Here is a 23,037-nt window from a genome sequence, read left to right as displayed (position 1 = left end):
GGATTAAGAACAATGGGTTAACAAAAAGAAAACTAATAACCGAACCTTGCAGGTGTAAAAGCCTGTAGGGTTTAATGAAAACCTTTAATCATAAGGTAGGAACAGTAGCTCAGATGGTAGAGCAACAGATTACTTTTCGCTTTTGGCAAATAAAGTTCCTGTAAACTTCAAAGTTGTGTATCGCAGGTTCGAGTCCTGCCTGTTCCTCAAAAAAAATGAAAAAAAATTGTTAGATATATACAAAGGCGCAATTTATTTAAAAGCTATACTTGTTAAGGCGCAAGGATTTTATCTCCGATAAAATTCAATGCTGAATATTTTAGCTAAAAATGTCGCACTGAGCTTGCCGAAGTGTCTGCCTTTTTAAAAAACTTTAAGGCAAAGGGAGTTCCTATAAATTATTTGGAAAATTACTCCCCGCCTTTTAAAAATTATAGGTAAAAGGAGTTCCTATAACACTTCACTTTTAATGAATCTTACTCCTCACTTATTTTTTTAAACTAAAAACAATGAAAACATTAAAATTATTCAACGCTGTACTGTCAAAAGAATCGGATGCTGAAGTATTTATTTCTCAGGATGGTTTCATCATCGAACCTTCTGCACTATGGGCAAAAAAAGAAATTATTTCCTATTACGCTAAAGAAAAGCTGAGCGGAAACGATCTCAACAAAACCTTTCATAAATCTTGGCAGAAGATTAAAGAAAGTACAAGATTCGAACTGTTGATGGAACAGCTCTTTCATTATTTTTCCACCTACGGAAGCAGATTTCAGGGTGAAGTGTACATTCCTGATGAAGTGTTGAACATCCCGGATCTGAAGCTGAATTTCAAAGTAATTAAAGCCTACTCCGAAGAAGAACTTCAGGAAAAATGTCTTGCTATTCTAAGATCAGGAATCGCTCTGAAAGAAGAAACGATTGATGATTTACTATCTATTCTGCACGACGAACTGGAATATGATTTTACAGGAAAAGAAAATATCAGAAACAAAGAAGCCATCATAAAAATTGCCGACCGTTACGACGTTTATCCTGAAAATAATGTTGAATTTTTGCGTTACGTGATCTACAAAACCACAAAAGAAACATTATTAATTAAAAACAATGATTTGATTAATGATATTAAGCAGAGTAAATTTAATCCGACCTATCTTTTTGAAAGTTTCGGACTGGAAAAAATGGCGGAAATTTTTAACCGTTTCAAGCCTTTATTTTTAGCCTATAAAAACAGAGCGCCAAAGGTGATTAATAAAATTTCGAAGCTGTCAAAGGTTTATCACAAACCATTAATTTCGAATCCATTGAATAACGCAACCAATATATTACTGGAAAACAGCGATCTGCACTGGCTGGAAAATGCCACTCCGTTTGCTTTGTTTAAAGCTTTATCGGCTTGTTATTCCAGAATGTATGGTCAGGATACTTTTGTATACAGAATTCGAAACGGAAAATCATGGACGAAAAAATCAATCGGAACTTCTGTGAATGAACTGAACTACGATTTTATCGTAAGCTATTTAAAATCAAAGTATTGTTTTGAAGGAAAGAAATTCTATTTCCCTGAAGATGTAGAATTTGCCTTACAGACTTCTGAAAAGATGTTTGTAGGGAATATTCCGACGGGAACAAGATTTTTCGGTGAAAGATTAGCGGTCGGAATTTACTGGGAAAATGCATGGGGAGCTTATGATTTGGACCTTTCAGGATTAAATATTGCCGGAAAAATCGGATGGAATGCAGCTTACAACCAAAATTCTGGTCAGTTGATGTATTCGGGAGATATCACTTCTGCGCCAAACGGTGCTGTAGAATATCTTTACGCAAACAGAGGTTTAATGGCTCCGACTCTGGTAATGAACAACGTTTTCAACGGAAACAGCGACTGCGGATATAAAATTGTTATCGGAAAAGGCGATGCCGTTTCTTACGATTATATGATGAATCCGAACCATCTTTTTGCGGAAGCAAAATGTCAATCCGTACAAAAACAGACCGTTTTGGGAATGTTGCTGCCAAAAGACGGAAGACAGTGTTTCGTACTGCTGAATTTCGGAGCAGGACATGCTCATGTTTCAGGAAATACAGAAATTTCCGTAATGGCAACGAATGCATTGTATCAGCAATGGTATGAACCGATATCCTTCAATCTTTTGATTCAGGAATTAGGGGCTGAAATCGTTTATGATAAAGAAAATGCCGACTTTGATTTTTCTTTGGAGAATCTGGAAAAAGACAGTTTTACGAAGATTTTTAAATGATAAAATTTTTGAGGCTAGATAATTTTAACGCAATACACGCAAAGTTATAATTATTAAAATGATTTTATTTATTTGTTCGCAAGGGAACTTCGTTCAGCGAATGATAAAAACAAGTCTGTTTAAACTTTTATTTAATCACAAAAGATCTGCTATTTTTTTTATTAAAGTTGATCATTATAAATGAAAAAGCTCACAATAGTTTTTAAAAATCTTTGATTTTTTTAACTTATTTGCTCTTTCTTGCCATTTAAGTAGTAAACTTAATAAACTAAAATGTAAAATCTTTTGCCTTTTGCGGTAAAAAAGTTTAGAAAAGTTTACATAAAATAATCCTGCGTAAAAAGATTGCGCAGGATGTTTTTTATTTTGTATCAAATCAATTAAATTTAATCAACAAAAAATTGAAAAGATGAAAATACCCACTCATAAAATAAGGTCAAAAAGACAACAAAATAGACGGAATTTTTCTGTAGACAATGAAAATTTAGAAAAAGTAAAATATAATTTCAGAAAACATATTTTAGAAAAAACAAAACATGCACATGTATTGTTTTCAAAAAAAATTGAAATTAAATATACAGAAGGAAGTACAGAACTACTGAAAATAGACGGAGTAGGTTTGGTTATCCATGAAGAACACAAACTTATAAAAATAAACTCTCCGGTAGTTATAAAATATGTACAGCAAGAATATAATCCCGTAACAAAACTAATGGAAAATGCCTTTGACTAAATATCTTCCTACTATAAAAATTCTTAGTCATGAAGACTTGAGACAACTATCTCTTGATGGAAACTTTAATCTAGAAATTTATTTGGATCAGGCAGAAATATTGCAAATAGAAATTGTTGGATACCTGAAAATATTTTCAATGGGCTGTAATTTTCCAAATTTAAAAATTGTACATAAAAAAATTATAGTTAACGGTAAATTCAACAGTTTCCCTAAGTTGGAAAGAATTGGAGGCAAACTAACTGTGAAAGATTATGGAACCTGGCTGCCAAATTTGAAAGTTATCGGTAAAAATTTCAATAATTATTGTACCAGTTTCCATTTGCCTAATGTGAGGAGTAAAGAAGAGAAATCAGGTTTTATGAATTCGAAAAATATAAAAACAGATTTTCCTGAATTTCGCTACAAATGGAAAGTTATTAGAAACCAAAATCAATTAGATAATGCCTTAAAAGAAGGACACTGCAATTTATACTTTCAAAATACAGATGTTATTTTACCCAATAAATTATTGGTAGGTCATATGGTGCTAGACGAAGCAAATGTGAACGCACCAAATTTAATACAACTAAAAGGCGACCTTATTTTTTCTGAAAATAAAAACATTTTTGATGCACCTAAATTTGAAAAAATAGAAGGAAATTGCAAATTTTATAACTGTAAGTTACCCGTAAAGTCAATTTTAGGAAATATCTCAGTATATGGGGATTGCGACTTACCATATCTAACCTGTTTAGATTATTTAAAAGTAAAAAGTTATAAAAAGTATATAAGTAAAAGAATATTTGATCCTTATGGGATACTTTATATTGCAGAGCATAGTATTTTAAGAATAAATAATTTAGAAAAAACAAGCCATACTATTTCTTTAAGTGGAAATCTAGAAGCAAAAAAGCTAAATACCATTAATTTAAGTAGGTTAAATTATACTACATCTGCTTATTATCCTTTGGATAATTTTATTTTCGTAAAAAGTAAATTTGAATATTCCTGGACTTACAGTAATTGTTTAAATTATTTAAACACTCCGAACCTTACTTTTCTTTATGGAAAGGTCTTAATAGATGAGGAAATAAAAAATGAATTTCCAAAGCTTAGATTTTTAGAAGCTGTAGCATATAACAATCCAAAATTTGTAAAAGATTTTGTGAATAATAACGCTAAAAGTCTCATAAAAATAGATGAAATCAAGTACCTTGAATTGCCAAAACATTTAGAAGCTAATTTTGCTTATAAAATAAATGATAACGAAAAAATATCAAAAAAATGGTATTACATTGGAGAGAAATTAAAATTTCCATTAGAAGAATACATTTCTATTATAAAAATGAATTTTTCTTCTTTCGAAAACTTTCATGCTCGAATAATACACAATAAATGGATTGATGAAAATAGAGAAGGACTGGATGAAGTTTTATCTTGTATAAAGGATCTTTGGGAATCTACTTCTGTTTTCAACTTTGACAAAGCTTTTAATTTTAGATATCAGGAAATTAGAGCGTTTATTTTCAGATTTGTAAATCTTTCTGAGATGATGACACGACTCAGTGCCAAAAAGATTGCCTCTCAAACCATTGCAGTAAATCATATTGTGTATACAGAGAAAGAAGACAAATTAGTAAAAAGAGAAAATCATTATGAAGTTTATGAGGCAGATTTTGGAAATTTTAAAAACATCAGTTTCAGAGGCAACAGCAAAGTATTTGCATTAAAATGCTGGTGTCCTTCTACTGATAATGAGCATTGGCTTTGGATAGAAGAGCAATATAGTGAAAATCCTTTAGAAGCAGTAGCATCTACTTTTAGGATTCATGAAAATGTTATTCCGTATATAAAATATCTAAAGAGACAGGGTGATTTGCTTTTCTGTGAAATGGAAAAAGAAATAATTCCTTCTGGTGATATTCGTCCACTAACCGCAAAAGAATATTTTGATCTGCTTATTGCGGAAAGTTAAAAATAACCATAATTAAAAAGAAACTTTTTATTGCTATTCTATTTTACATCTTAAAATCAAAAATATTCTAAATACAAAATACGCAAAAACACTGCGTATTTTGTTTTTTATTTTGTATAAAATTTAAAAACAATGACACCCAAAATAATAGAAAAACTAAAAGAAGTCGAAGCAAAGCGCGGTGTAGAAATACTGCTTGCCGTAGAATCGGGAAGCCGCGCGTGGGGATTTGCGTCTCCGGACAGCGACTACGATATACGCTTCATATACCGACACGAAAAAGACTGGTATCTTTCGCCGTGGGATAAAGACGAGACCATAGAGTTTATGACCGAAGACGATCTGGACGGTTCCGGATGGGATCTAAGAAAAACGTTCCATTTATTGTTGAAGTCAAACGCAGCTTTGCTGAGCTGGTTCTACTCTCCTGTCGTTTATGTGAAAAATGAAAAATTTTATGACCTGTTCAAACCTTTGGCGGACAAATGCTTTTCTCCGATAGCCGTATTTTATCACTATTCGAGCATGAGCAAAAAATATCTCGAAGCATGCAGACTTGATGAGGTGAAACTGAAATCTTACTTTTACTGTTTACGAACCACTTTAACCGGAAAATGGATATTGGAAAAAGGGACGGTTCCGCCTGTTTTGTTCAGTGAATTGTTGGTGTTGGTCGATGATTTTACAAGAACGAAAATAGAAAATTTAATCGCTTTAAAAGCTACCAAAGGAGAATCTTACCATCATCCGAATGACTGGGAACTCTTCGGATTTTTAGAAAAAACCATACTGGATAATGAAGAAAGAGCAAAGAGCCTGAAAGGAGGAAATTCGGATAAAAACGAAATGGAGAAGGTTTTTAGAGAAATATTAATACATTAGAAATAAAAATAATGCCATGAAAAACCTCATCGCGCTCTCTCCCATGTACACGGAAGACAGCAACAATCTGAAAAAAGCATCCCTCAATTCACCCTACGAGTTGAGTCGGTTTAATGCAAAATGGAATGTTCCCGAAGAATTTCGTGCGGACGTGATTGCGGTGTATGGCGAAGATATTTATGCTGAAATTGTGGCGGAACAATGCAATTTTACGTTGACAAAACCCGATGACGACTGGCTTTCAAAAGTTTCGGAGGAATTTACCAAAAGAAAAATCTCTTACGGAAAGCTGAAAGATTTCGTGCATGAAGAAAATATTTTCATCAAATGTTCGGATTTTAAAAGTTTTAAAGCCGGGGTTTTTGATAAAGTTACCAATATCAAAGGTTTTGACACGCTGGATCTGGAAAGCAGGGTTTTCATTTCCGAAGTGGTAGAATGGGAACTGGAAGTAAGATGTTTTGTCTTAAATAATCAAATAATAACGCATTCTTCTTATTGGAGAAATGACGTTTTTGATACCAATCCGCTTTCTGAAAACGAACAGAAAGAACTTTTTGATTTTTTCAAAAATTTTATTCAACAATACGGTGAAACACTTCCCAAAGCCATTGTTCTGGATTTCGGGATCATCAAAGGAAAAGGCTGGGCTTTAATTGAAGCCAATCCGGCTTGGTGTTCGGGGTTGTATAATTGTGATGCGGAGAAAGCATTGGAGGTGATTGTGGAAAGCTGTATAAAAAATTAAAAAATGCAGATCATCATATTCATCGGGATTCCAGCAAGCGGAAAAAGTTCCTTCTACAAGGAGCTTTTTTTCAATTCGCACATCAGGATCAGCATGGATTTGCTGAATACCCGAAACAAAGAAGGAAAACTGCTTCAGTACTGTTTTGAAACACAGTCCAAAATGGTGATTGATAACACGAATGTGACCAGAGAAAGCAGAAAAAAATACATTGAATCTGCCCGACAGAACAAATATGAAATTATCGCATATTATTTTGAAAGCAGCATTCAGGATTGTCTTGAGCGGAATAAAAACAGAAAAGACTCCATCAGCGAGATCGGAATAAAAGCAAAATACAAAGACCTCGAAAAGCCTTCAATTGAAGAAGGTTTTGACAAAATATTCCATGTGAAAATAAGGGAGAACAAATTTGAAATCAGCAGTTATGAAATTTGAAGAAATTGAAGCGGTCATGCGAAAAAACGAAATCCTTTCGGAACAGTATATTCTGCCGGAAAACTTTATTATCGTGAGACTCGACGGAAGAGGATTTACCAGACTTACCAAAGAAAAACTGTCGCTGGAAAAACCTTTTGATTCGAAATTCAGTCAGGCAATGATCGATACGACGAAACACCTTTTTTCCATCGGGTTTAGAGTGTTGTACGGTTACACGCAGAGTGATGAAATTTCTCTGCTGATCCATAAAGATGACCAGACTTTCAGTCGAAAAGTAAGGAAGATCAATTCTGTTCTGGCGGGAGAAGCGAGTGCTTTTTTCAGCCTTCAGTTTCAGGAAATCTGTGTTTTCGACTGCAGAACGATTTCCATTCCGAATCGTGAAATGATCGCGGATTATTTTTGCTGGAGACAGGAAGATTCCCACAGAAATTCCCTTTCAGCCTACTGTTACTGGACATTGAGAAACAACGGATTCAACGCAAAACAAACCACTGAAAAAATTGAAAAAATCTCACAATCCGATAAAAATGAACTGCTTTTCCAATACGGAATCAATTACAAGGATCTTCCGTCTTGGCAAAAACGTGGCGTCGGAATATTTAACAGGGAAGTTAACAAACAAGGCTATAATCCTGTAACACAGAAAACGGTGGATTGTGTAAGAAATGAATTGTTTGTGGAAAAGGAATTGATGATTCGCGAGGAATATCGTGGATTTTTGAAGGGATTTTTTTGATTGATTTTTTGAGGTTACGGAAAGCCGTAATGGTTTTCGGAGAATAGAAAATATATTTGTTTTGAGAAATTACGTGAAATATTAATATATTAGGAAAAAACTAAAAGCTATGACAATTAATAGAGGTTCAGAATGGAGAAAGTGGGATTTGCATATACATACTCCAGCATCCATCAATCAAAATTACGGCAACAACAACGATGGCTGGGAAAAATTTATAAATGCTTTAGAAAATCTCCCATCAGACGTCAAAGTCATAGGTATCACTGACTATTACTTTATTGATGGGTACGAAAAAGTAATGGAGTATAAACAAAATGGAAGATTAACTAATATCGAAAAAATTTTTCCAATATTAGAATTTAGGATAGATACATTTGGAAGCGCTAGTGAAAGTAAATTACAAAAAATAAATCTGCATATTCTATTTAATTTAGATGAGGCTGATTTAAAAAAAGAAATAAACTGTGTTAGAAAAGAATTCATCGAGCAAATTCCCATAACAAAGCTTGATAGACATTCAACGAAGATGTTGTCAATTGATAATTTAACTGTTGAAGGAAATAACGATTTAAGTACGGGCTTTGCAAATTTAATTCCTCCAACAGATATTGTCTTTAATAAAATTAAATCTGATACGTGGAAAGATAAGGTAATATTATTTTTAGGTTACAAAGAATGGAGTAATTTAGATAAAAACCAACAATTAAAACCATTTAAGGAAGATTTGTATTCAAAAGTAGATGCATTTTTCAGTAATGGTTTTGAAACGAACGAAAAAAATCAAAACTGGCTTAATGAATATGGAAATAAGAGATTATTGCACTCCCTAGATATACACGATTTTAATTTTTTAGACACATTTGAATTTGATGAAAATAATATAAAAAAGCCATCAGTAAATTATTTTTGTAACACTTGGATTAAAGCACAACCAACTTTTGAAGGTTTAAAACAGATTATCTACGAACCAAATGAAAGGGTAAAAGTACAAAAAGATAGACCAGAATCAGATAAACTTGATAATTTGATGATTAGTAAAGTAACTTTTACATCATCAAAAGATAGATTCACTCCCAATTCTATTTATTTTAATAAAAATTTAAACGTAATTATCGGTGGAAAATCTTCAGGTAAGTCAATACTCTTGTACGAAATAGCAAAGACCTTATATAAAGACATACTACCAAATGATGAAGACGAAAAAAAGCTAAAAAATGATATACTAAAATATAAAGATTCTCAAGACAATATTTATAAAGATTTGTATGATTTAAGTGTTATATCAAAAGACGAAATTGACGAAAACTACAACTTTGAAGTTGAACTATTTTCGGGAAGCAAGCAAAGAATAAAAGATAGAGTTCCATATTCATCAAGTATTTTAACTAGTATTAAGTACATTCCTCAAAATCATCTTTCAAATTTAGTTGATAAAAGTAGAAAGAGTGGAGCAACTTTAAAAAAGTTAATTAGAGATTTAATTTTAGAAAAAGATATCTATAGAAAAAAATACGACGAATTTGTAGAACAAGCTAAAAAAAATGACAAACAAAGACGAGCGGATATAGATTTTTATTTCTCTTTGAAAGAAAATTTACATATTAAGCAACAAGAAATATTAGCAAAGGGCGATATAAAATCATTAGAAGAAGGTATTAATTTCAATAAGAAGAAAATTGAAGAATTAAATAAATTACTATCTCCTGAAGAACTAGAGAAATACAAAAATCTAACAGATAAAATGAATGATCTCAAAATAAAAAGAAATAAAATATTTTCAGATCAGCAAAAATTAAATAATTATCTTGATGATCTCAAAAGGTTTTTATTAGAGAATAGAAATAAAAAGAAAATTGTTTTAGAATCATTAGAAACAGAAGATATAAAAAATGAATACACATCAAAACTTCAATTCATAGATGAAGCTTTTGATAGTGTAGAACAAATTATAAATGAAATTAGCAAAGATGATAAAGATGATTTTATAGAAGGTACATTATTATATAACAAAGTAAAAGAGACAAAAGATGAATTACAAACTACAAAAAATGATATAAAACCTTATCAAGATAAATTAGAAGATCAAAAACAACTGGAAATACTTCAAAAAAGCATTTCTACAGATGAAATAAAACTTTCGGAAATAAAACAATTTCAAAAAGAAATAGAGTCTATTAATAAAAATATTATAGATCAAAAAGAAAAAATATTTATTGATTTTAAAAACAATTTCAAATTATATGAAAAAATAATTGAAGAATTAAAGCCTAGAATTACTTTAGTACAAAATAAGACTGAACAATTAGAAATAAAGCCAAGTATTAAATACAATTTTCCTGAATTTAGGAATATAACTACAAATTTATTTAATCAAAAAGGATTTAATTATAGTGATTTTAATTATCTATACGAAGCAACTCAAGGCAATTTAAAAACTTCATTAGAAGATATAACTTATGATGACATAGAAAAATCATTAAGAATATTATTTGAAAAAATAGAAAATAAAAAATTGACATTAAAAGGAGGAAATAAAGAATCAGATGCATGTGATAAAATATTTACGGACTTATTTTTTGATCATTGGGACGTAGAATCACAAGGAGATGATATCCATAAAATGTCAACAGGAAAAGCGAGTTTTGTTCTATTGAAATTAATAATCAAATTAAGTATAGAAAATGGACCTATCTTAATAGATCAACCAGAAGATAATCTAGATAACAGATCAGTATCTAGAGAATTAGTAGAATATCTAAAAGAAAAAAAGAAAGAAAGACAAATAATATTAGTCACTCATAATCCTAATATTGTTGTTAATGCTGATGCTGAAAATATTATTGTGGCAAATCAGAAGAGTCAATTAGAAGATGGTGAAAGTAATTTTGATTTTGATTATATTAATGGAGCTCTTGAAGATTCTTATGACAAGAGAGAAGGTACTGACATTTTGAATTCAATGGGAATTAGACAACATATCACAGAAATTGTGGAGGGAGGAAAAGAAGCTTTCAAAAAGCGAGAAGAAAAATATGGATTTTAAAATAAAAATTCAAAAAAACTCCATCTTTTGGATGGAGTTTTTAAAAATCAGCACTCCCCATTCCGGATCACTTCCTTCGCGTACGCCAGTTTTTCCTTTAACTGCTGCATTTCCTCTATTTTCACATCGATCTGCGCAATCTTATCATCCATCAGCTTAATTTTGTCCTCCGTATTCAGGCGGTCTTCAAACCATGCATCCATACAGTCCTTAATTTCTGCCAGAGTAAACCCCACAGATTTGGCTTCCTTTATAAAATCAAGCTTTTCGATAACCTCCTCAGAATAATACGTGTAGTTGTTGCTTTTTATCGTTTCATCTTTTTCACCCGCAATTAAACCGCTTTTTTCATAGAAGCGGATCGTTCCGATCGGGATTTCCGTTGCCTTCGAAAGCTGGTTGATTAAATACTTCATTGTTAAATTTTCGTTAAAATTAAAACCATACAGTATACTATACACTTTTAGGTTTCAAAAGTAAATATTAATTTCGTTTCAACAAAATTTAAAAACGATGTCAAAAACTATTTTCATTACAGGAGCTTCTACCGGATTAGGTAAAGCAACCGCAAAACTATTCGCAGAAAAAGGCTGGAACGTGGTCGCAACCATGAGAACCCCCGAAAACGATACAGAACTCTCTTCCATTCCCAACATCAAAGTGATGAAACTGGACGTTACCAATCCGCAGGAAATAAAAGAAGTCGCTGAAAAAGTAATTCAGGACGGTGTAGATGTCGTATTCAACAATGCAGGATACGGATTAATGGGACCATTGGAAGGACTGTCCGAAGAGCAGATCAACAAACAGTTTGAAACCAATTTATGGGGTGTGATCCGTACAACACAGGCTTTCATCCCCTATTTCAGAGAACATAAAAAAGGATTGTTTTTAACCACCACTTCCATTGGCGGTCACGTTGCATTCCCTTTAGCCTCATTGTATCACGCTACAAAATGGGCTCTCGAAGGCTGGTCAGAAAGTATGGCATTTGAACTCAATCCTTTCGGAATCACCATCAAAACCATTGCGCCGGGCGGAATTTCCACCGATTTTGCAAGCCGTTCTCTCGATATGGGAGCGCATCCTGCCTATCAGGAAATGACGGAAAAAGTCTGGGAAGTCTTCAGAGATCCCAACAGGGTTTTCCAGTATTCCACTCCGGAGCAGATTGCAGAAGTTGTGTACGAAGCAGCAACAGACGGTAAAAACCAACTCCGTTACTTCGCAGGAGAAGATTCCAAACAAACCATCGCACTCCGCAGACAGGTCGGAGATCAGGTATTCTTCGAAGAAAACAAAAAACGTTTTTTTGAAAACTAACAAAAACAGACCGGACTTTAAAAATTGTCCGGTTTTTTTATTTAATTTTTATTTTCTTTGCTGTAGAAGTCAAACTTACAAACCTTCAGACACAAATTAAAAACCAATGAACTACAAAATCATACACAACGAAGAAAAATTACAGCAATTCATAGACTGGCTTCCTGAACTACTGCCCAATGAACAATATTACGTTGCCCTTCTCGCAAGAAAAAAATACAACCCCGAAACAGGACTGAAAGCAGATAAAGCACAGTTAAAAAGATTTACCTCAACCAAAGAAAGACTGCTTCATAAAATCAGACAGCTCGAAATTCCGGCAGGCTTGTATGAATCCGGAAATACTGAAGTTTCGCAGGATAACCTCGCTATTTACATTACTCCCAACCCGCGCGACCTTCACAATGCTTCATTGTTTTTAATGAAAGAAATTTCGGAAAAACTCATCCGGAAAGATAACGCCATCAATCCCCATACGTTGGCTTTAAATCTTATTCAGACCACCACTTCACGAAAAATATTCTTTGATCTCGATATTGATTTCCGCATAGAAAACCATCAACAAGCCATTGATAAATTCAGAGAAGACATTGCAGACTGTTTAAACCCCGACTGTCTTACCTTTATCAAAACCAATGGCGGACTGCATTGTTTAATTAAATTAGACAACATTAAGAAAGAACACCAGAAAAGCTGGTATCAGAAAGTTTCACAGCTCACCTGCGAAGAATATGAAGTCACCATGAACGGCGATAACGTTTTACCAATGGCAGGCTGTTTTCAGGGAATTGATTTTTCACCCTATTTTTTAGATTAAATTATGTGTACACCGAATACTGAATTACAATTCTGCACTTGTACTGAAGGAGATATTTTTGAAATAAAAAATATATACATTTGGTCTTTGAATAGATACGTTGGCTACAAGGAAAAAAATCCATTCTTTTTCGCAAGCTTTGTAAAACCCGTAGAAGATTTTAGTAATACAATCTCCGCACAAAACATAATATCAAAACTTAATGAAGGTAATATTTTTGATTTCGAATATCTTCCAAAGGAAAAAGACACATTGGATATCAGCTTCAATGCTAAAAATAGAGCTGAGTATAAATATTTCACCATAATCTTTAGAGATGGAATATGGCAGAAAGGACAAAATCCGCATTACGTCAGTGTTACTGAAAACATCGCAAGAGGTGAAGTGAAAGTCACCTACAAAGAAGAAAATGAGTTTCTAAAACATGTTGAACATTTAAAGATTAAATATGGAGTTGAAATTCCTGAATCTATTAAAGTTCGGTGTGCCAATTTAAAAGACGATTCCCAAGATCCAATTTATTTAGCTATTAGGAACTTTAAAGAGTATAAAACTTTCTATCATCCGGAATTTATTAAATACATTACTGATAAATATTTTAACGAATTTCACGAATCAGAAAATTCAAACGCATTGCAATCTCTTTTGGATAAAGCACAAAACACATTCTCTTTATTAGAAAAAAAATTTATTTCTGAAAAAATAGATTTATCATTTATTAATAAATGTTTCAATGAATTAAATGATAAACTTGAATGTGTTTTCACTTCAATTCCTATAAAAGATGACGAATACATGATTATTGATGGACGTTTTTATTCAAAAGTAATTTTCTCAAAAGGCAAACGTAAAACATATTTCATAAACAAAGTAAAAAAAATAAATTATGAAATATTTAAACTTTTTAAAGGATAATTAAATGACCATCCAAGACCTTAAAAACAAAAACCTCATCCTTTTCGAAGCCATCTCCGGAAGCCGCTCTTTCGGATTGGCAACAGAAAATTCTGATACAGACATTCGTGGCGTGTATTATTTACCGAAAGAAGACTTTTTCGGGTTAAACTATATTCCCCAGATTTCCAATGAAACCAACGACATTACTTATTACGAAATCGGGAGACTCATCGAACTGTTACAGAAAAACAATCCCAATATCCTCGAAATTATCGCCAGTCCGGAAGACTGCATCTTACAGAAACATCCCTTAATGGATCTCCTGAAACCCGAAGATTTCCTTTCCAGACTCTGCAAAGACACCTTTGCCGGATATGCCGTTTCCCAGATCAAAAAAGCAAAAGGACTCAACAAAAAAATCCTCAACCCCATGGATAAAGAGAAAAAATCCATTCTCGATTTCTGTTATATTTTGCAGGATCAGGGCTCCGTTCCGTTGAAAAAATGGCTGCAGAAATTCCCCTCCTCTGGAGGGGTGTCCGAAGGACGGGGTGGTTTACAACAGGAAAAATGCGGCTTGGTAAGCATCGACAATACCAAAGGAATGTATGCTCTGTTTTACGATGAATCCGGCGATTTCAGATACAAAGGAATCATTCAGAATCTGGAAGCCAATCAGGTCTCTGTTTCCTCCGTTCCCAAAGGACAACATCCCCTTGCCTATCTCTTCTGCAACCTCGATGCCTATTCCACCTACTGCAAAGATTACCGCGAATACTGGAAGTGGGTTTCCGAAAGAAATGAAGACCGCTACAATGTCAACCAGAACCACGGACAGAATTACGACAGCAAAAATATGATGCACACCATCCGCTTATTACAGTCCTGCGAACAGATATTTAAAAACAATTCCCTCAATATCCGTGTCGACAACCGCGAAGAACTGTTAGACATCAAAGCCGGAAACTGGTCTTACGAACAGGTCATGAAAAAAGCCGAAGACCTTATTGCTTCCATTGAAGAACATCATGCAGCTTCTGCCCTGCCCGATCTTCCGGATCTGGAAAAAACCACAAAAATCTTAGTTCAGATCCGGGAGGAACTCTATAAAAACAAATAAAGCTTCATTTCTGAAGCTTTATTTTATCTATTGTCCGATACTTATTTTACCAGTCTGATCTCCGTTGCAGAAAAACCTTTCGGAGATTTTTCCTTTTCGAAAGAAACCTTATTCCCTTTCTTAATCTGGTCGATGCAGTTATTATTGTGGAAAAAGATATTTTCCTTAGTCTTATCTTCCGTAATGAAACCGTATCCTTTTTCACTTAGAAAAGTTACAATTCCTGTTTTTACAGTTTCTTCAGCTTCAATAGGAGCTGCTCCCAACTGGATATTGTTGATATCAATTTCCTCTCTTTCAGCCTGATCCGGTGGTGTAGAAGTAAGTTGTCCGTTCGCATCTACATACATGAACATTTCGTTCAGGCTTTTCCCTTTATCATTATTTTCCTTACGCTCTTCACGGCGCATTGCTTTTTCTTTTAGTTTTTGCTGTTTCTTCTTGAAATTTTCTTTTTTAGAGAAAGAATCTGCCATATATTTTATTGAATTTTTATTTTACAGTTATTTGAAGCTTCGGAAAAATCAGGGTTCCTCCCCTTCTCAGTGATTCTGTCAACCAAATTCCGAACCTGTTATTAAAGGGTTTCTGAGTGCTTTTATTAATGTGAATGCCCTTAAAAAGACATAAATTGAAACGGAAGTAAATAAAATATTCTAAACGATCACAGAAAGTAAAGACAGAGATTTCTTTTAATAAGGTAACAAATATACGAAAAATAAGCACACCAGACAAATCTTGGAAAATTCAATTCATTGAATTTCAATTTATTTTAGAGATTGGATTTTAAATGAAGCGAAATGAAAAAGTAATCCGAAGATTCCTGCAAAAAATCACACAAAATAGGAATGGATTAATTCTGAAATATATAAGAAATTCGTATAAGAAAATTGATAATCATGCCAGAATTAACATTAAAACAAAAAAACAGAGATCTTAAAAGCATTTGGGATTTCTTACTCTTTTCCATTATTGTCGGAATAGTAATCTGCTTTCTTATCGGCTTAAACACCTTGAATATGAAAGGAGGAATAATGGCTTATCTGGAACTTACAGGAGCATGCATCTTTATTGGAGGAGCCAGTTTTGGAATTGGGGGACTTTCAGGATTTTTATTTGGAGTACCAAAAATTTTAAATTCAGATACAAATAATCATGACAGAAAACCTTCAGTTACGCAAAATGATAATCTTGTTCAGATCAGCGACTGGCTTACAAAGATTATTGTCGGAGTGGGATTAACCCAACTGAATAATATTCCTGAATTTTTAGCGCGGGTTGGAAAATATTTTTCGATAATATTTCAGAACAAAGAGTCTGGTGAAAAAATAGCCATTGCTGTAATATTGTATTTTCTGATTATTGGCTTCTTATCCGTTTATCTGTGGACAAGACTTCATTTTATCGGTATGGTAAAAAAAGTGGAAGACGATTTAGATAAAAAAGTCAATGCAATGGCTGAAGTCATTAATGATACACAGCAAAAAATGACCGATTTAGGCGGCGGAAAAACAATCTCTGAAAAGTTTGATGAAGTAAAAGCAGAAGTAAACAATATTGCTGCCAATGACCCGGATGATCCTCAAAAATCAAAATGGGGCGGAAAATCTGAATGTAATGAAAGAAAAATTACGGCAAAAATAGAACCTTCAGAAAATCCTTCCTTATATAAAGTAACCCTTGAAGTATGCAGTACAAATCCGGCAAATCCTCTTACCGGGTTTGTTAAATTCCATTTACACCCCACTTTTAACAATGACAACCCCATCATTGCGGTTACTGACGGAATTGCAAGGCTGGTTTTAAATAAAGTGTATGGAGCATTCACCGCAGGAGCTGAAGCAGATGAGGGAAATACCCGCTTAGAAATAGATTTGGCAGAATTATCCGGCGTTCCACAGGAATTTAGAGACAGATAAACCTTTTTAATGATTAAATGGTTTAAAAGAATAAAAAGACTGCTCCTAAAGGAGCAGAATCTGTGGAGAAATAAAAATAAATCAGGCAATCAATCCGTAGGATGGGTATCTTTAATGCGACAATGTTCTAGAGATAGCGTTCCTACGGAACGAACGCCTTGCGAATATAGTGTCTACACAAATAAACCTTTCTAATGATTAAATGGTTTAAAAGAATAAAAGGACTGCTCCTAAAGGAGCAGAATCTGTGTAGAATAAAAATAAATCCGTCAATCAATCCGTAGGATTGGTATCTTTAATGCGGCAATGTTCTAAAGATAGCGTTCCTACGGAACGCCGGGCTTATTGCGAATATGGTGTCTAAACAGATAAACCTTTTTAATGATTAAATGGTTTAAAAGAATAAAAAGACTGCTCCTTTAGGAGCAGAATCTGTGTAGAAATAAAAATAAATCCGTCAATCAATCCGTAGGATTGGTATCTTTAATGCGGCAATGTTTTAAAGATAGCGTTCCTACGGAACGCCGGGCTTATTGCGAATACCGCTTCTCTGTAAAAAACAGGTTTGCGAAATATCATAATTATACTTAATTTGCTCAGGAGATAAAACTTTCCCCAGTAGAAATTCTGCATAATAAAATTCAGAAACTCTGCCCATTTAAAGTTCTCTCTATAATTTTTAAACAAACAGACCATGGTTCTCGAAGGATTAAATACAGAAGGCGTACTTATTTTTGCCAATACCACCAGGTGTAAAAACTATTATTCGGATAAAGAATTCAATTACGATTATCCCGATGGATTATCAGAATTATTAAAACAGGGAATCATCCACATTATTACTACTGATGAAGCAGTAGAACAGGTCGATTTTACTTTTAACAAAGAAGAAATAGACAGCAATAGGTGGGAATTTCACGATTCTTACAATTACTTAAAGGTAGCACCCGGAGATCAAATCCGCGCTGTTTCTCATGCAGATTTTACCCAGATGTGCCATCATCATAACGGTGATTTAGAAGCCCATATCGACAGTTCATTACCCCTTAAAAACATTTTAAACGGGAACAGAGATAAAACAAAAGAAGAATACTTTAAATATGAATTACCATTGATAGAAATACCAGCTGGAATCTGGAAATTAAATGTTTATTCACTTAAAGAAGAACATATCCTTAGCTGGATCGAATTTTTCATCCACTTAGAAAAAATAGAATCCGTTGATATCGATAAAATCACCCTGAAGCCCCTTGAAATCTTTTCTTAAATACAAATACTTTTTGAGAGCAGAAATAACATGAATGATACAGACGACAGCACAGTACCCCAATGCAAGATTGAAGAAAAGAAATTCGATTGGGGAGAACCTTACAAAGTGTATACTCCTGTTTTTCATTTTCCACATTGGTTAAATACCACACTGGAAAATTCGATTATTCTGTTTGGAGAAAATAACTTTAAACATCAATTATTGATGTTATACAATACGATTAGTAACCATGAAGAATCTGAAAGGTTAACAAACTATCAGGGAGAACCATTGAACAGGAAGTCAATATTGGAATTGATAAACACATATCTTAAAAAAACTGAGACTTTAACTGCCCCTTGGGAAAAATACAACATTGGATTAACAGAGGATGATTATATAAGGCATCTTGAAGATAAGCTGGGAAAACCTCTGTACTATGTAAAAGTTTAACTGTCAAATAAAGTCGTGGCTGTTACAGCTTATTGAAAACCTTTCGATAGCGCAGATTTGAAATCCGTGCTGTACTCCCAAACCGCGCTGCGCAAAGTTTCCGGACTTTGAGCAATATCAAACCCAAACAATTTTTTTAAATTTATCCCGTTTCTGATAGTCTCCTTACTTTGAGCAAAAATTAAAACAATACTAAATGAAAGAAGGCTATATTACAAAAGATCAGGAAAAACCGCATTTTATTACTTGTACAGCAGTAGATTTGATAGATATTTTTACAAGAAAAGTTTATAAAGATATCGTAGTTTCTTCTTTAGATTATTGTATAAGAGAAAAAAAAATGATGTTGTATGGCTACGTCATCAATGGATGTTATTAACCCAAAATCCCTAAACAATATGAATTTTAAAACTAAAATAGTTATGATTTTATTATCCTCTTTATTACTTACGAATTGTAAGGAGGAAATGAAAAAATGTGTAAGCCAATCTACCGATACTAATGTAAAACTATATAATGATTTAACAGATCAGTTGATACCTTATTTTTTTAGAGAAGATTATTTAGGTAAAAAAAATATTTTGATAGTTTAAGAGTTCATAATGAGGATTTATATATCGAAGAGAAGACAAAAGCCCACAACGAAATTTTTAATCATCCTGAAAAATTTTGCAATTTGTATATAGATTCTACTAAAAATAAAAATACAGATTTTGTTACAGGTAGTAAAAATTTTATTACAGGTCATCCCGAAGCTCCTATAAATTATATAAAAAGTAGGAAGGAGCTTTTAAAAGAATTTTCCAATAATACAGATATTATTAAAAAATTAAGTACACGAAGTTCTATAAAAGCAAATCAATTTAATTTGTGTACCGCAAAAGTACTGGATCTGGCAGAGTATGATAAACATACAAATGAATGTGAGATAGGAGTAGTATATTTTTCAGAGATTGTATTTGATCCTTCTAAAAAAAGAGCATTAGTTTTTGTTGACCATCATATAAAAAAAGATTATTACGGTAGAAATGCTGTATTTAAACTAAAATTGCATGATAATTATTGGGAAATAGAAGATTATACGATATTGTCAACTTCCTAATTCTCGATAGCGCGGATTTGTAATCCGTGCCTGTAATATCAACAAAAACACCTGATAGCGCGGATTTACAATCCGCGCTGTACTTCCAAGCTCAAAAATGCTTTGGTTATATCCCATTTCTTCATAAAATCCTATACAAATTCTTCTCTTTCTATGGAAGATTTCCTGATTTCCGGAACAGTAACTTTATGGGACGTAAATCATTTTTTCGCATTCGTATAAAACGAATAATAATAAAAAACAGGATACTTTTCAAAAGTTTCTGATTTACCCATGGTGTAGGCATCATGCTCATATATATTTGAAAAATCAAGAATAAGAGATTTCTTTTCCGGGAAATTGAAAATGAACTTTATTAAACTGCTCACAGCAGTTTCCGTCTCATAGATAAATAAAAGTTGTTTTCCGTCGGCGCTGTATACTTTCTTATTATAGACTCTCGCATTCAGTTTTTTATCCACCCCCGTATCACTGGATTTTACCTTGTACATCAATGTTTCCTTACCATTCTTCATAATGTATACATCTGCATTTTTATAACTATTATCATACTTAAAAACAACGGCTTCATTGATTTTCATAATCATATCTGTGAATTTTTCTTCATTAGGGATCGACTGAGTTTCCGTGCCTGCGGGCATTTCGATAGGTCCTGATTTTGAAGCTGCTGCCGGTTTCTTTTTTTGTGCATTGGCAGTAACCCCGAAGAATACAATTGCAGTTACAACTGAAATAAATTTGAAAATTTTCATGGAATATTTTTTTTGCAATGTTATGTAAATTATTTTGAAATGATCTTATTATTTATTTAAAATCTAATGATGAATGAGTATGTGATTTAAAACATCGGATTGATAATAATTAAATGTTATGGTTTTTCGTAATATTTTTCTGTGTAGAAATGATATATTTATAAAAATATCTAACCATGTCGGTTGCTCAAAATTAATATGACTCTCCCGCTTTGTAAAGTTTTAAGACTTTACGAAGCGAGTTTTGTCTAAGGCGTGTCAAATTTATAATTTATTTTTACCATTAAGGAGTTAAGCCTCTTTTAGCTTAAAAAACTTAATAAAAATCAATGTATTGATTTCTTAACTAGAATCAGCTTAACTGGCTTAAATTCTTAATGTTAAATTTAAGAATAAACAAAGTTTATTTAATTGAGAAAGTTAAGAAAAACCTGTAAAACTTTTATTTAGCAATATTTAAACAGATACTTAAATTAATCGATAATGAAATCATTCAACATACAAGAAATAATTGGAAATAAAGGTAAAATAGTGTTTGATGATCTTAGTACAATAGATATATCGCTGGGCATTGAAAATAATATTGACGATTTAAAAGAAGATTTGCTGCAAGTTGAATTGGCAAATGGCAATGTATTAGATGTTGGATGGTATGCTTCATTTGATATTGAAGGACATTTTAGCGTTTGTATAATAAAAAATTATGACTGGATGGAACCATTCTATCTAAAAAAATGCAATCAATGGAATGACTTAAATGAATTAATAAAAGAAGCCTTAAGGTTTAATTTGGAAAACAGCTAAAAAACAGGCTGAAAGATTTCAAAGAACAAGATAAAACAACACCCCGTTGCGCAAAGTCTCTCAACTTTGAGCAATAATTTCAAACTCAAAAACTGATTTTGCAAGCTCTACTTTTAAAAACTAAAACCCCCTCACCCCATCCGCAGATTTCCCTATCCCAACTTTACATAACACACTGACTATAAAATATTTAATAAAAATTATTTCCGTTTCAAAATAAATTTTATATTTGGAAAAAATTAAAAAAAACACAACAATTTATGTCTTCAAAATCAGAAGTGGGGCACGCTAAAAATGTCGCGAACCTTCAAAAATTAATTCAGCAGATCTCCGTTTATTCCCTTTACAATCCACCGGTTCCCGAACTTACTATCGATAGTCTTCAGAACCTGTACACCACTGCCAATGCGAAACTTACGGAAGTCGAGGAAAAACGCAATGCCAATAAAAATGCCATCGCCTTACGTCAGGACGCATTCAAAAACCTGAAAACAAACTGCACCCGAATCACCAACCGTTTAGAAATTCTCGGCTTATCACAGGGGACGCTGAATCAGGCAAAATCCTTAAACCGCACCATACAAGGAGCAAAAAAGAAATCCGCTGCCGCACCCGAAGAAGGAAAAGAAGCACCCAAAACCATTTCCACTTCCCGACAGTCTTACACCCAGCAGACAGAAAGCTTCGGGATACTCTTACAGTTGTTAGAAACCATTCCTTCCTTCACACCGGATGAAGAAGAACTGAAACTGACAAACCTCAACACCTACAAACAATCATTGGTGAACACCACTCAGGCAGTAGACCAGGCCGAAGCAGAACTTAACCTCAAATTCATTGAAAGAAACAGAATACTGTATGCAGAAGGAACCGGACTCTACCCCATCGTACAGAATGTAAAAAAATATGTAAAAAGCCTGTACGGGGCAGCCTCTCCGGAATATGCCAATATATCCGCCATTAAATTCTCCACACTGAAGGAATAATCCCCTGCAATACAATGAATAATCAAAACAACAAATCTTTCCGCAACGGCCAATAATTAAATCAAAGCATCCTGACCGAATATTCAGTCAGGATATTTTTTTATTTAAATACCTGCAATCTATATTAATGTAAATTCCACGCAAAAACAATACAACAATATCAATAGGAATGGGCTTCAGCCCATTTTAGAGATCAGGAAAACAACAGGCTTCAGCCAAAACCTACAGTCTATTTCTATCAAAGTCAGTTTTAATTTGAAAACCCTATACCGAACCCCAGACCAGCACAATTAATAAAATACAGCCGTTGAATGATCAATTAACTTTCAATCCTCTTATATCGAACTCACATGATATTAAAGCACCCGAAAGTTATATTCCTGCACCTGAAAGTTATATTGGAGCATCATAAAGTTACATTGGAGCATCATAAAGTTAGATTGAAGCATCATGAAGTTAGATTGGAGTACCCTAAAGTTAGATTGGAGCATCATAAAGTTACATTGGAGCATCATAAAGTTAGATTGGAGCATCATGAAGTTAGATTGGAGCACCCTAAAGTGATATTCTTCCACCCGTAAAAAATAATTTTCAGCCTCTCAGCTTAATCCTAACACCATAAACATACTTTACTCTAAAAAGCTCCGTAGGAGCATGATCTGTGTCGAAAAAACAATTCATACAACAGCAGAACTCCGGAGGAGTTCAATCTCAGCCCTTAAAATCTCCGCCACAAAACAATCTCAACCCCTATTTCTCCCGTCCCCAATAACAAAACCCCATAAAAAAACCACCGGATTCCGGTGGT

The 23,037-nt window shown here is 33.3% G+C and carries 22 protein-coding genes and 1 tRNA gene; 20 read left to right on the top strand and 3 right to left on the bottom strand.

Annotated features, from left to right (window positions below; genetic code table 11):
- The first annotated feature begins 98 nt into the window (after positions 1-98).
- From WFH39_RS14045 to WFH39_RS14005, 9 genes are all read left to right on the top strand, one after another.
- Positions 99-207 (top strand) — tRNA-OTHER (locus tag WFH39_RS14045).
- A gap of 302 nt (positions 208-509) precedes the next feature.
- On the top strand, positions 510-2,261 hold the full coding sequence (locus WFH39_RS14040; RefSeq protein ID WP_336690381.1) for a hypothetical protein: 1,752 nt from the start codon (positions 510-512) through the stop codon (positions 2,259-2,261).
- Positions 2,262-2,670: 409 nt separating this feature from the next.
- Positions 2,671-2,994 (top strand): hypothetical protein, encoded by a 324-nt coding sequence (locus WFH39_RS14035; RefSeq protein ID WP_336690380.1) that lies wholly within the window; start codon positions 2,671-2,673, stop codon positions 2,992-2,994.
- Positions 2,981-4,951 carry a hypothetical protein gene (locus WFH39_RS14030; RefSeq protein ID WP_336690379.1) on the top strand — a complete coding sequence of 657 codons (1,971 nt, stop codon included), beginning with the start codon at positions 2,981-2,983 and terminating at the stop codon, positions 4,949-4,951. The genes WFH39_RS14035 and WFH39_RS14030 overlap by 14 nt, the downstream gene beginning before the upstream one ends.
- A 132-nt stretch (positions 4,952-5,083) precedes the next feature.
- Positions 5,084-5,833, top strand: a complete 750-nt coding sequence (locus tag WFH39_RS14025; RefSeq protein ID WP_273079166.1) for a nucleotidyltransferase domain-containing protein — start codon at positions 5,084-5,086, stop codon at positions 5,831-5,833.
- A gap of 16 nt (positions 5,834-5,849) precedes the next feature.
- Positions 5,850-6,581 (top strand): ATP-grasp domain-containing protein, encoded by a 732-nt coding sequence (locus WFH39_RS14020; protein WP_336690378.1) that lies wholly within the window; start codon positions 5,850-5,852, stop codon positions 6,579-6,581.
- Positions 6,582-6,584: 3 nt separating this feature from the next.
- Positions 6,585-7,019 carry an ATP-binding protein gene (locus WFH39_RS14015; protein WP_336690377.1) on the top strand — a complete coding sequence of 145 codons (435 nt, stop codon included), beginning with the start codon at positions 6,585-6,587 and terminating at the stop codon, positions 7,017-7,019.
- On the top strand, positions 7,009-7,761 hold the full coding sequence (locus WFH39_RS14010) for a tRNA(His) guanylyltransferase Thg1 family protein (protein WP_336690376.1): 753 nt from the start codon (positions 7,009-7,011) through the stop codon (positions 7,759-7,761). The genes WFH39_RS14015 and WFH39_RS14010 overlap by 11 nt, the downstream gene beginning before the upstream one ends.
- 109 nt (positions 7,762-7,870) lie before the next feature.
- Complete coding sequence (locus tag WFH39_RS14005; protein ID WP_336690375.1) at positions 7,871-10,807, top strand: TrlF family AAA-like ATPase; 2,937 nt, start codon at positions 7,871-7,873, stop codon at positions 10,805-10,807.
- Between the two features lie 47 nt (positions 10,808-10,854).
- On the opposite strand, the gene WFH39_RS14000 is transcribed toward WFH39_RS14005, so the two are convergent.
- Positions 10,855-11,223, bottom strand: a complete 369-nt coding sequence (locus WFH39_RS14000) for a MerR family transcriptional regulator (RefSeq protein WP_336690374.1) — start codon at positions 11,221-11,223, stop codon at positions 10,855-10,857.
- A gap of 97 nt (positions 11,224-11,320) precedes the next feature.
- Between WFH39_RS14000 and WFH39_RS13995 the strand changes: the two genes are divergently transcribed.
- The 4 genes from WFH39_RS13995 (at position 11,321) to WFH39_RS13980 (ending at position 14,964) form a co-directional block, all read left to right on the top strand.
- Positions 11,321-12,130, top strand: a complete 810-nt coding sequence (locus WFH39_RS13995) for an SDR family oxidoreductase (RefSeq protein ID WP_336690373.1) — start codon at positions 11,321-11,323, stop codon at positions 12,128-12,130.
- 106 nt (positions 12,131-12,236) lie between these two features.
- Positions 12,237-12,947: a hypothetical protein gene (locus tag WFH39_RS13990; protein WP_273079158.1), complete on the top strand. Its 711-nt coding sequence runs from the start codon at positions 12,237-12,239 to the stop codon at positions 12,945-12,947.
- A gap of 3 nt (positions 12,948-12,950) precedes the next feature.
- Complete coding sequence (locus tag WFH39_RS13985) at positions 12,951-13,862, top strand: hypothetical protein (protein WP_336690372.1); 912 nt, start codon at positions 12,951-12,953, stop codon at positions 13,860-13,862.
- 4 nt (positions 13,863-13,866) lie between these two features.
- Complete coding sequence (locus WFH39_RS13980; protein WP_336690371.1) at positions 13,867-14,964, top strand: nucleotidyltransferase domain-containing protein; 1,098 nt, start codon at positions 13,867-13,869, stop codon at positions 14,962-14,964.
- A gap of 41 nt (positions 14,965-15,005) precedes the next feature.
- Here WFH39_RS13980 and WFH39_RS13975 read toward each other — a convergent pair whose 3' ends face one another.
- Positions 15,006-15,440, bottom strand: coding sequence for a cold shock domain-containing protein (locus WFH39_RS13975; protein ID WP_214590439.1), 435 nt, complete (start codon positions 15,438-15,440; stop codon positions 15,006-15,008).
- Positions 15,441-15,863: 423 nt separating this feature from the next.
- Between WFH39_RS13975 and WFH39_RS13970 the strand changes: the two genes are divergently transcribed.
- From WFH39_RS13970 to WFH39_RS13950, 5 genes are all read left to right on the top strand, one after another.
- Entirely contained in the window at positions 15,864-16,883 is a 1,020-nt protein-coding gene (locus WFH39_RS13970) for a pYEATS domain-containing protein (protein ID WP_336690370.1), read from the top strand.
- Positions 16,884-17,577: 694 nt separating this feature from the next.
- A complete protein-coding gene (locus tag WFH39_RS13965; RefSeq protein ID WP_336690369.1) occupies positions 17,578-18,150 on the top strand; it encodes a hypothetical protein in 573 nt (190 codons plus the stop codon).
- A 30-nt stretch (positions 18,151-18,180) separates the two neighbouring features.
- Positions 18,181-18,585, top strand: a complete 405-nt coding sequence (locus tag WFH39_RS13960) for a hypothetical protein (protein ID WP_336690368.1) — start codon at positions 18,181-18,183, stop codon at positions 18,583-18,585.
- A 196-nt stretch (positions 18,586-18,781) separates the two neighbouring features.
- Positions 18,782-18,964 (top strand): hypothetical protein, encoded by a 183-nt coding sequence (locus tag WFH39_RS13955; RefSeq protein ID WP_336690367.1) that lies wholly within the window; start codon positions 18,782-18,784, stop codon positions 18,962-18,964.
- Positions 18,965-19,261: 297 nt separating this feature from the next.
- Positions 19,262-19,687, top strand: a complete 426-nt coding sequence (locus WFH39_RS13950; protein WP_336690366.1) for a hypothetical protein — start codon at positions 19,262-19,264, stop codon at positions 19,685-19,687.
- 200 nt (positions 19,688-19,887) lie between these two features.
- Here the strand turns inward: WFH39_RS13950 and WFH39_RS13945 are convergent, their stop codons facing one another.
- Complete coding sequence (locus WFH39_RS13945) at positions 19,888-20,439, bottom strand: hypothetical protein (RefSeq protein ID WP_336690365.1); 552 nt, start codon at positions 20,437-20,439, stop codon at positions 19,888-19,890.
- 483 nt (positions 20,440-20,922) lie between these two features.
- Between WFH39_RS13945 and WFH39_RS13940 the strand changes: the two genes are divergently transcribed.
- On the top strand, positions 20,923-21,243 hold the full coding sequence (locus WFH39_RS13940) for a hypothetical protein (RefSeq protein WP_336690364.1): 321 nt from the start codon (positions 20,923-20,925) through the stop codon (positions 21,241-21,243).
- 260 nt (positions 21,244-21,503) lie between these two features.
- Positions 21,504-22,229, top strand: coding sequence for a hypothetical protein (locus WFH39_RS13935; protein WP_336690363.1), 726 nt, complete (start codon positions 21,504-21,506; stop codon positions 22,227-22,229).
- Positions 22,230-23,037: the final 808 nt, after the last annotated feature.

It is taken from the genome of Chryseobacterium sp. MMO-72 (genome assembly GCF_037146035.1).
Classification (GTDB): Bacteria; Bacteroidota; Bacteroidia; order Flavobacteriales; family Weeksellaceae; genus Chryseobacterium; species Chryseobacterium indicum.
The sequence above is the reverse complement of the archived record's forward strand: the minus strand, read 5'-3'. Positions and strand labels throughout refer to the sequence as shown.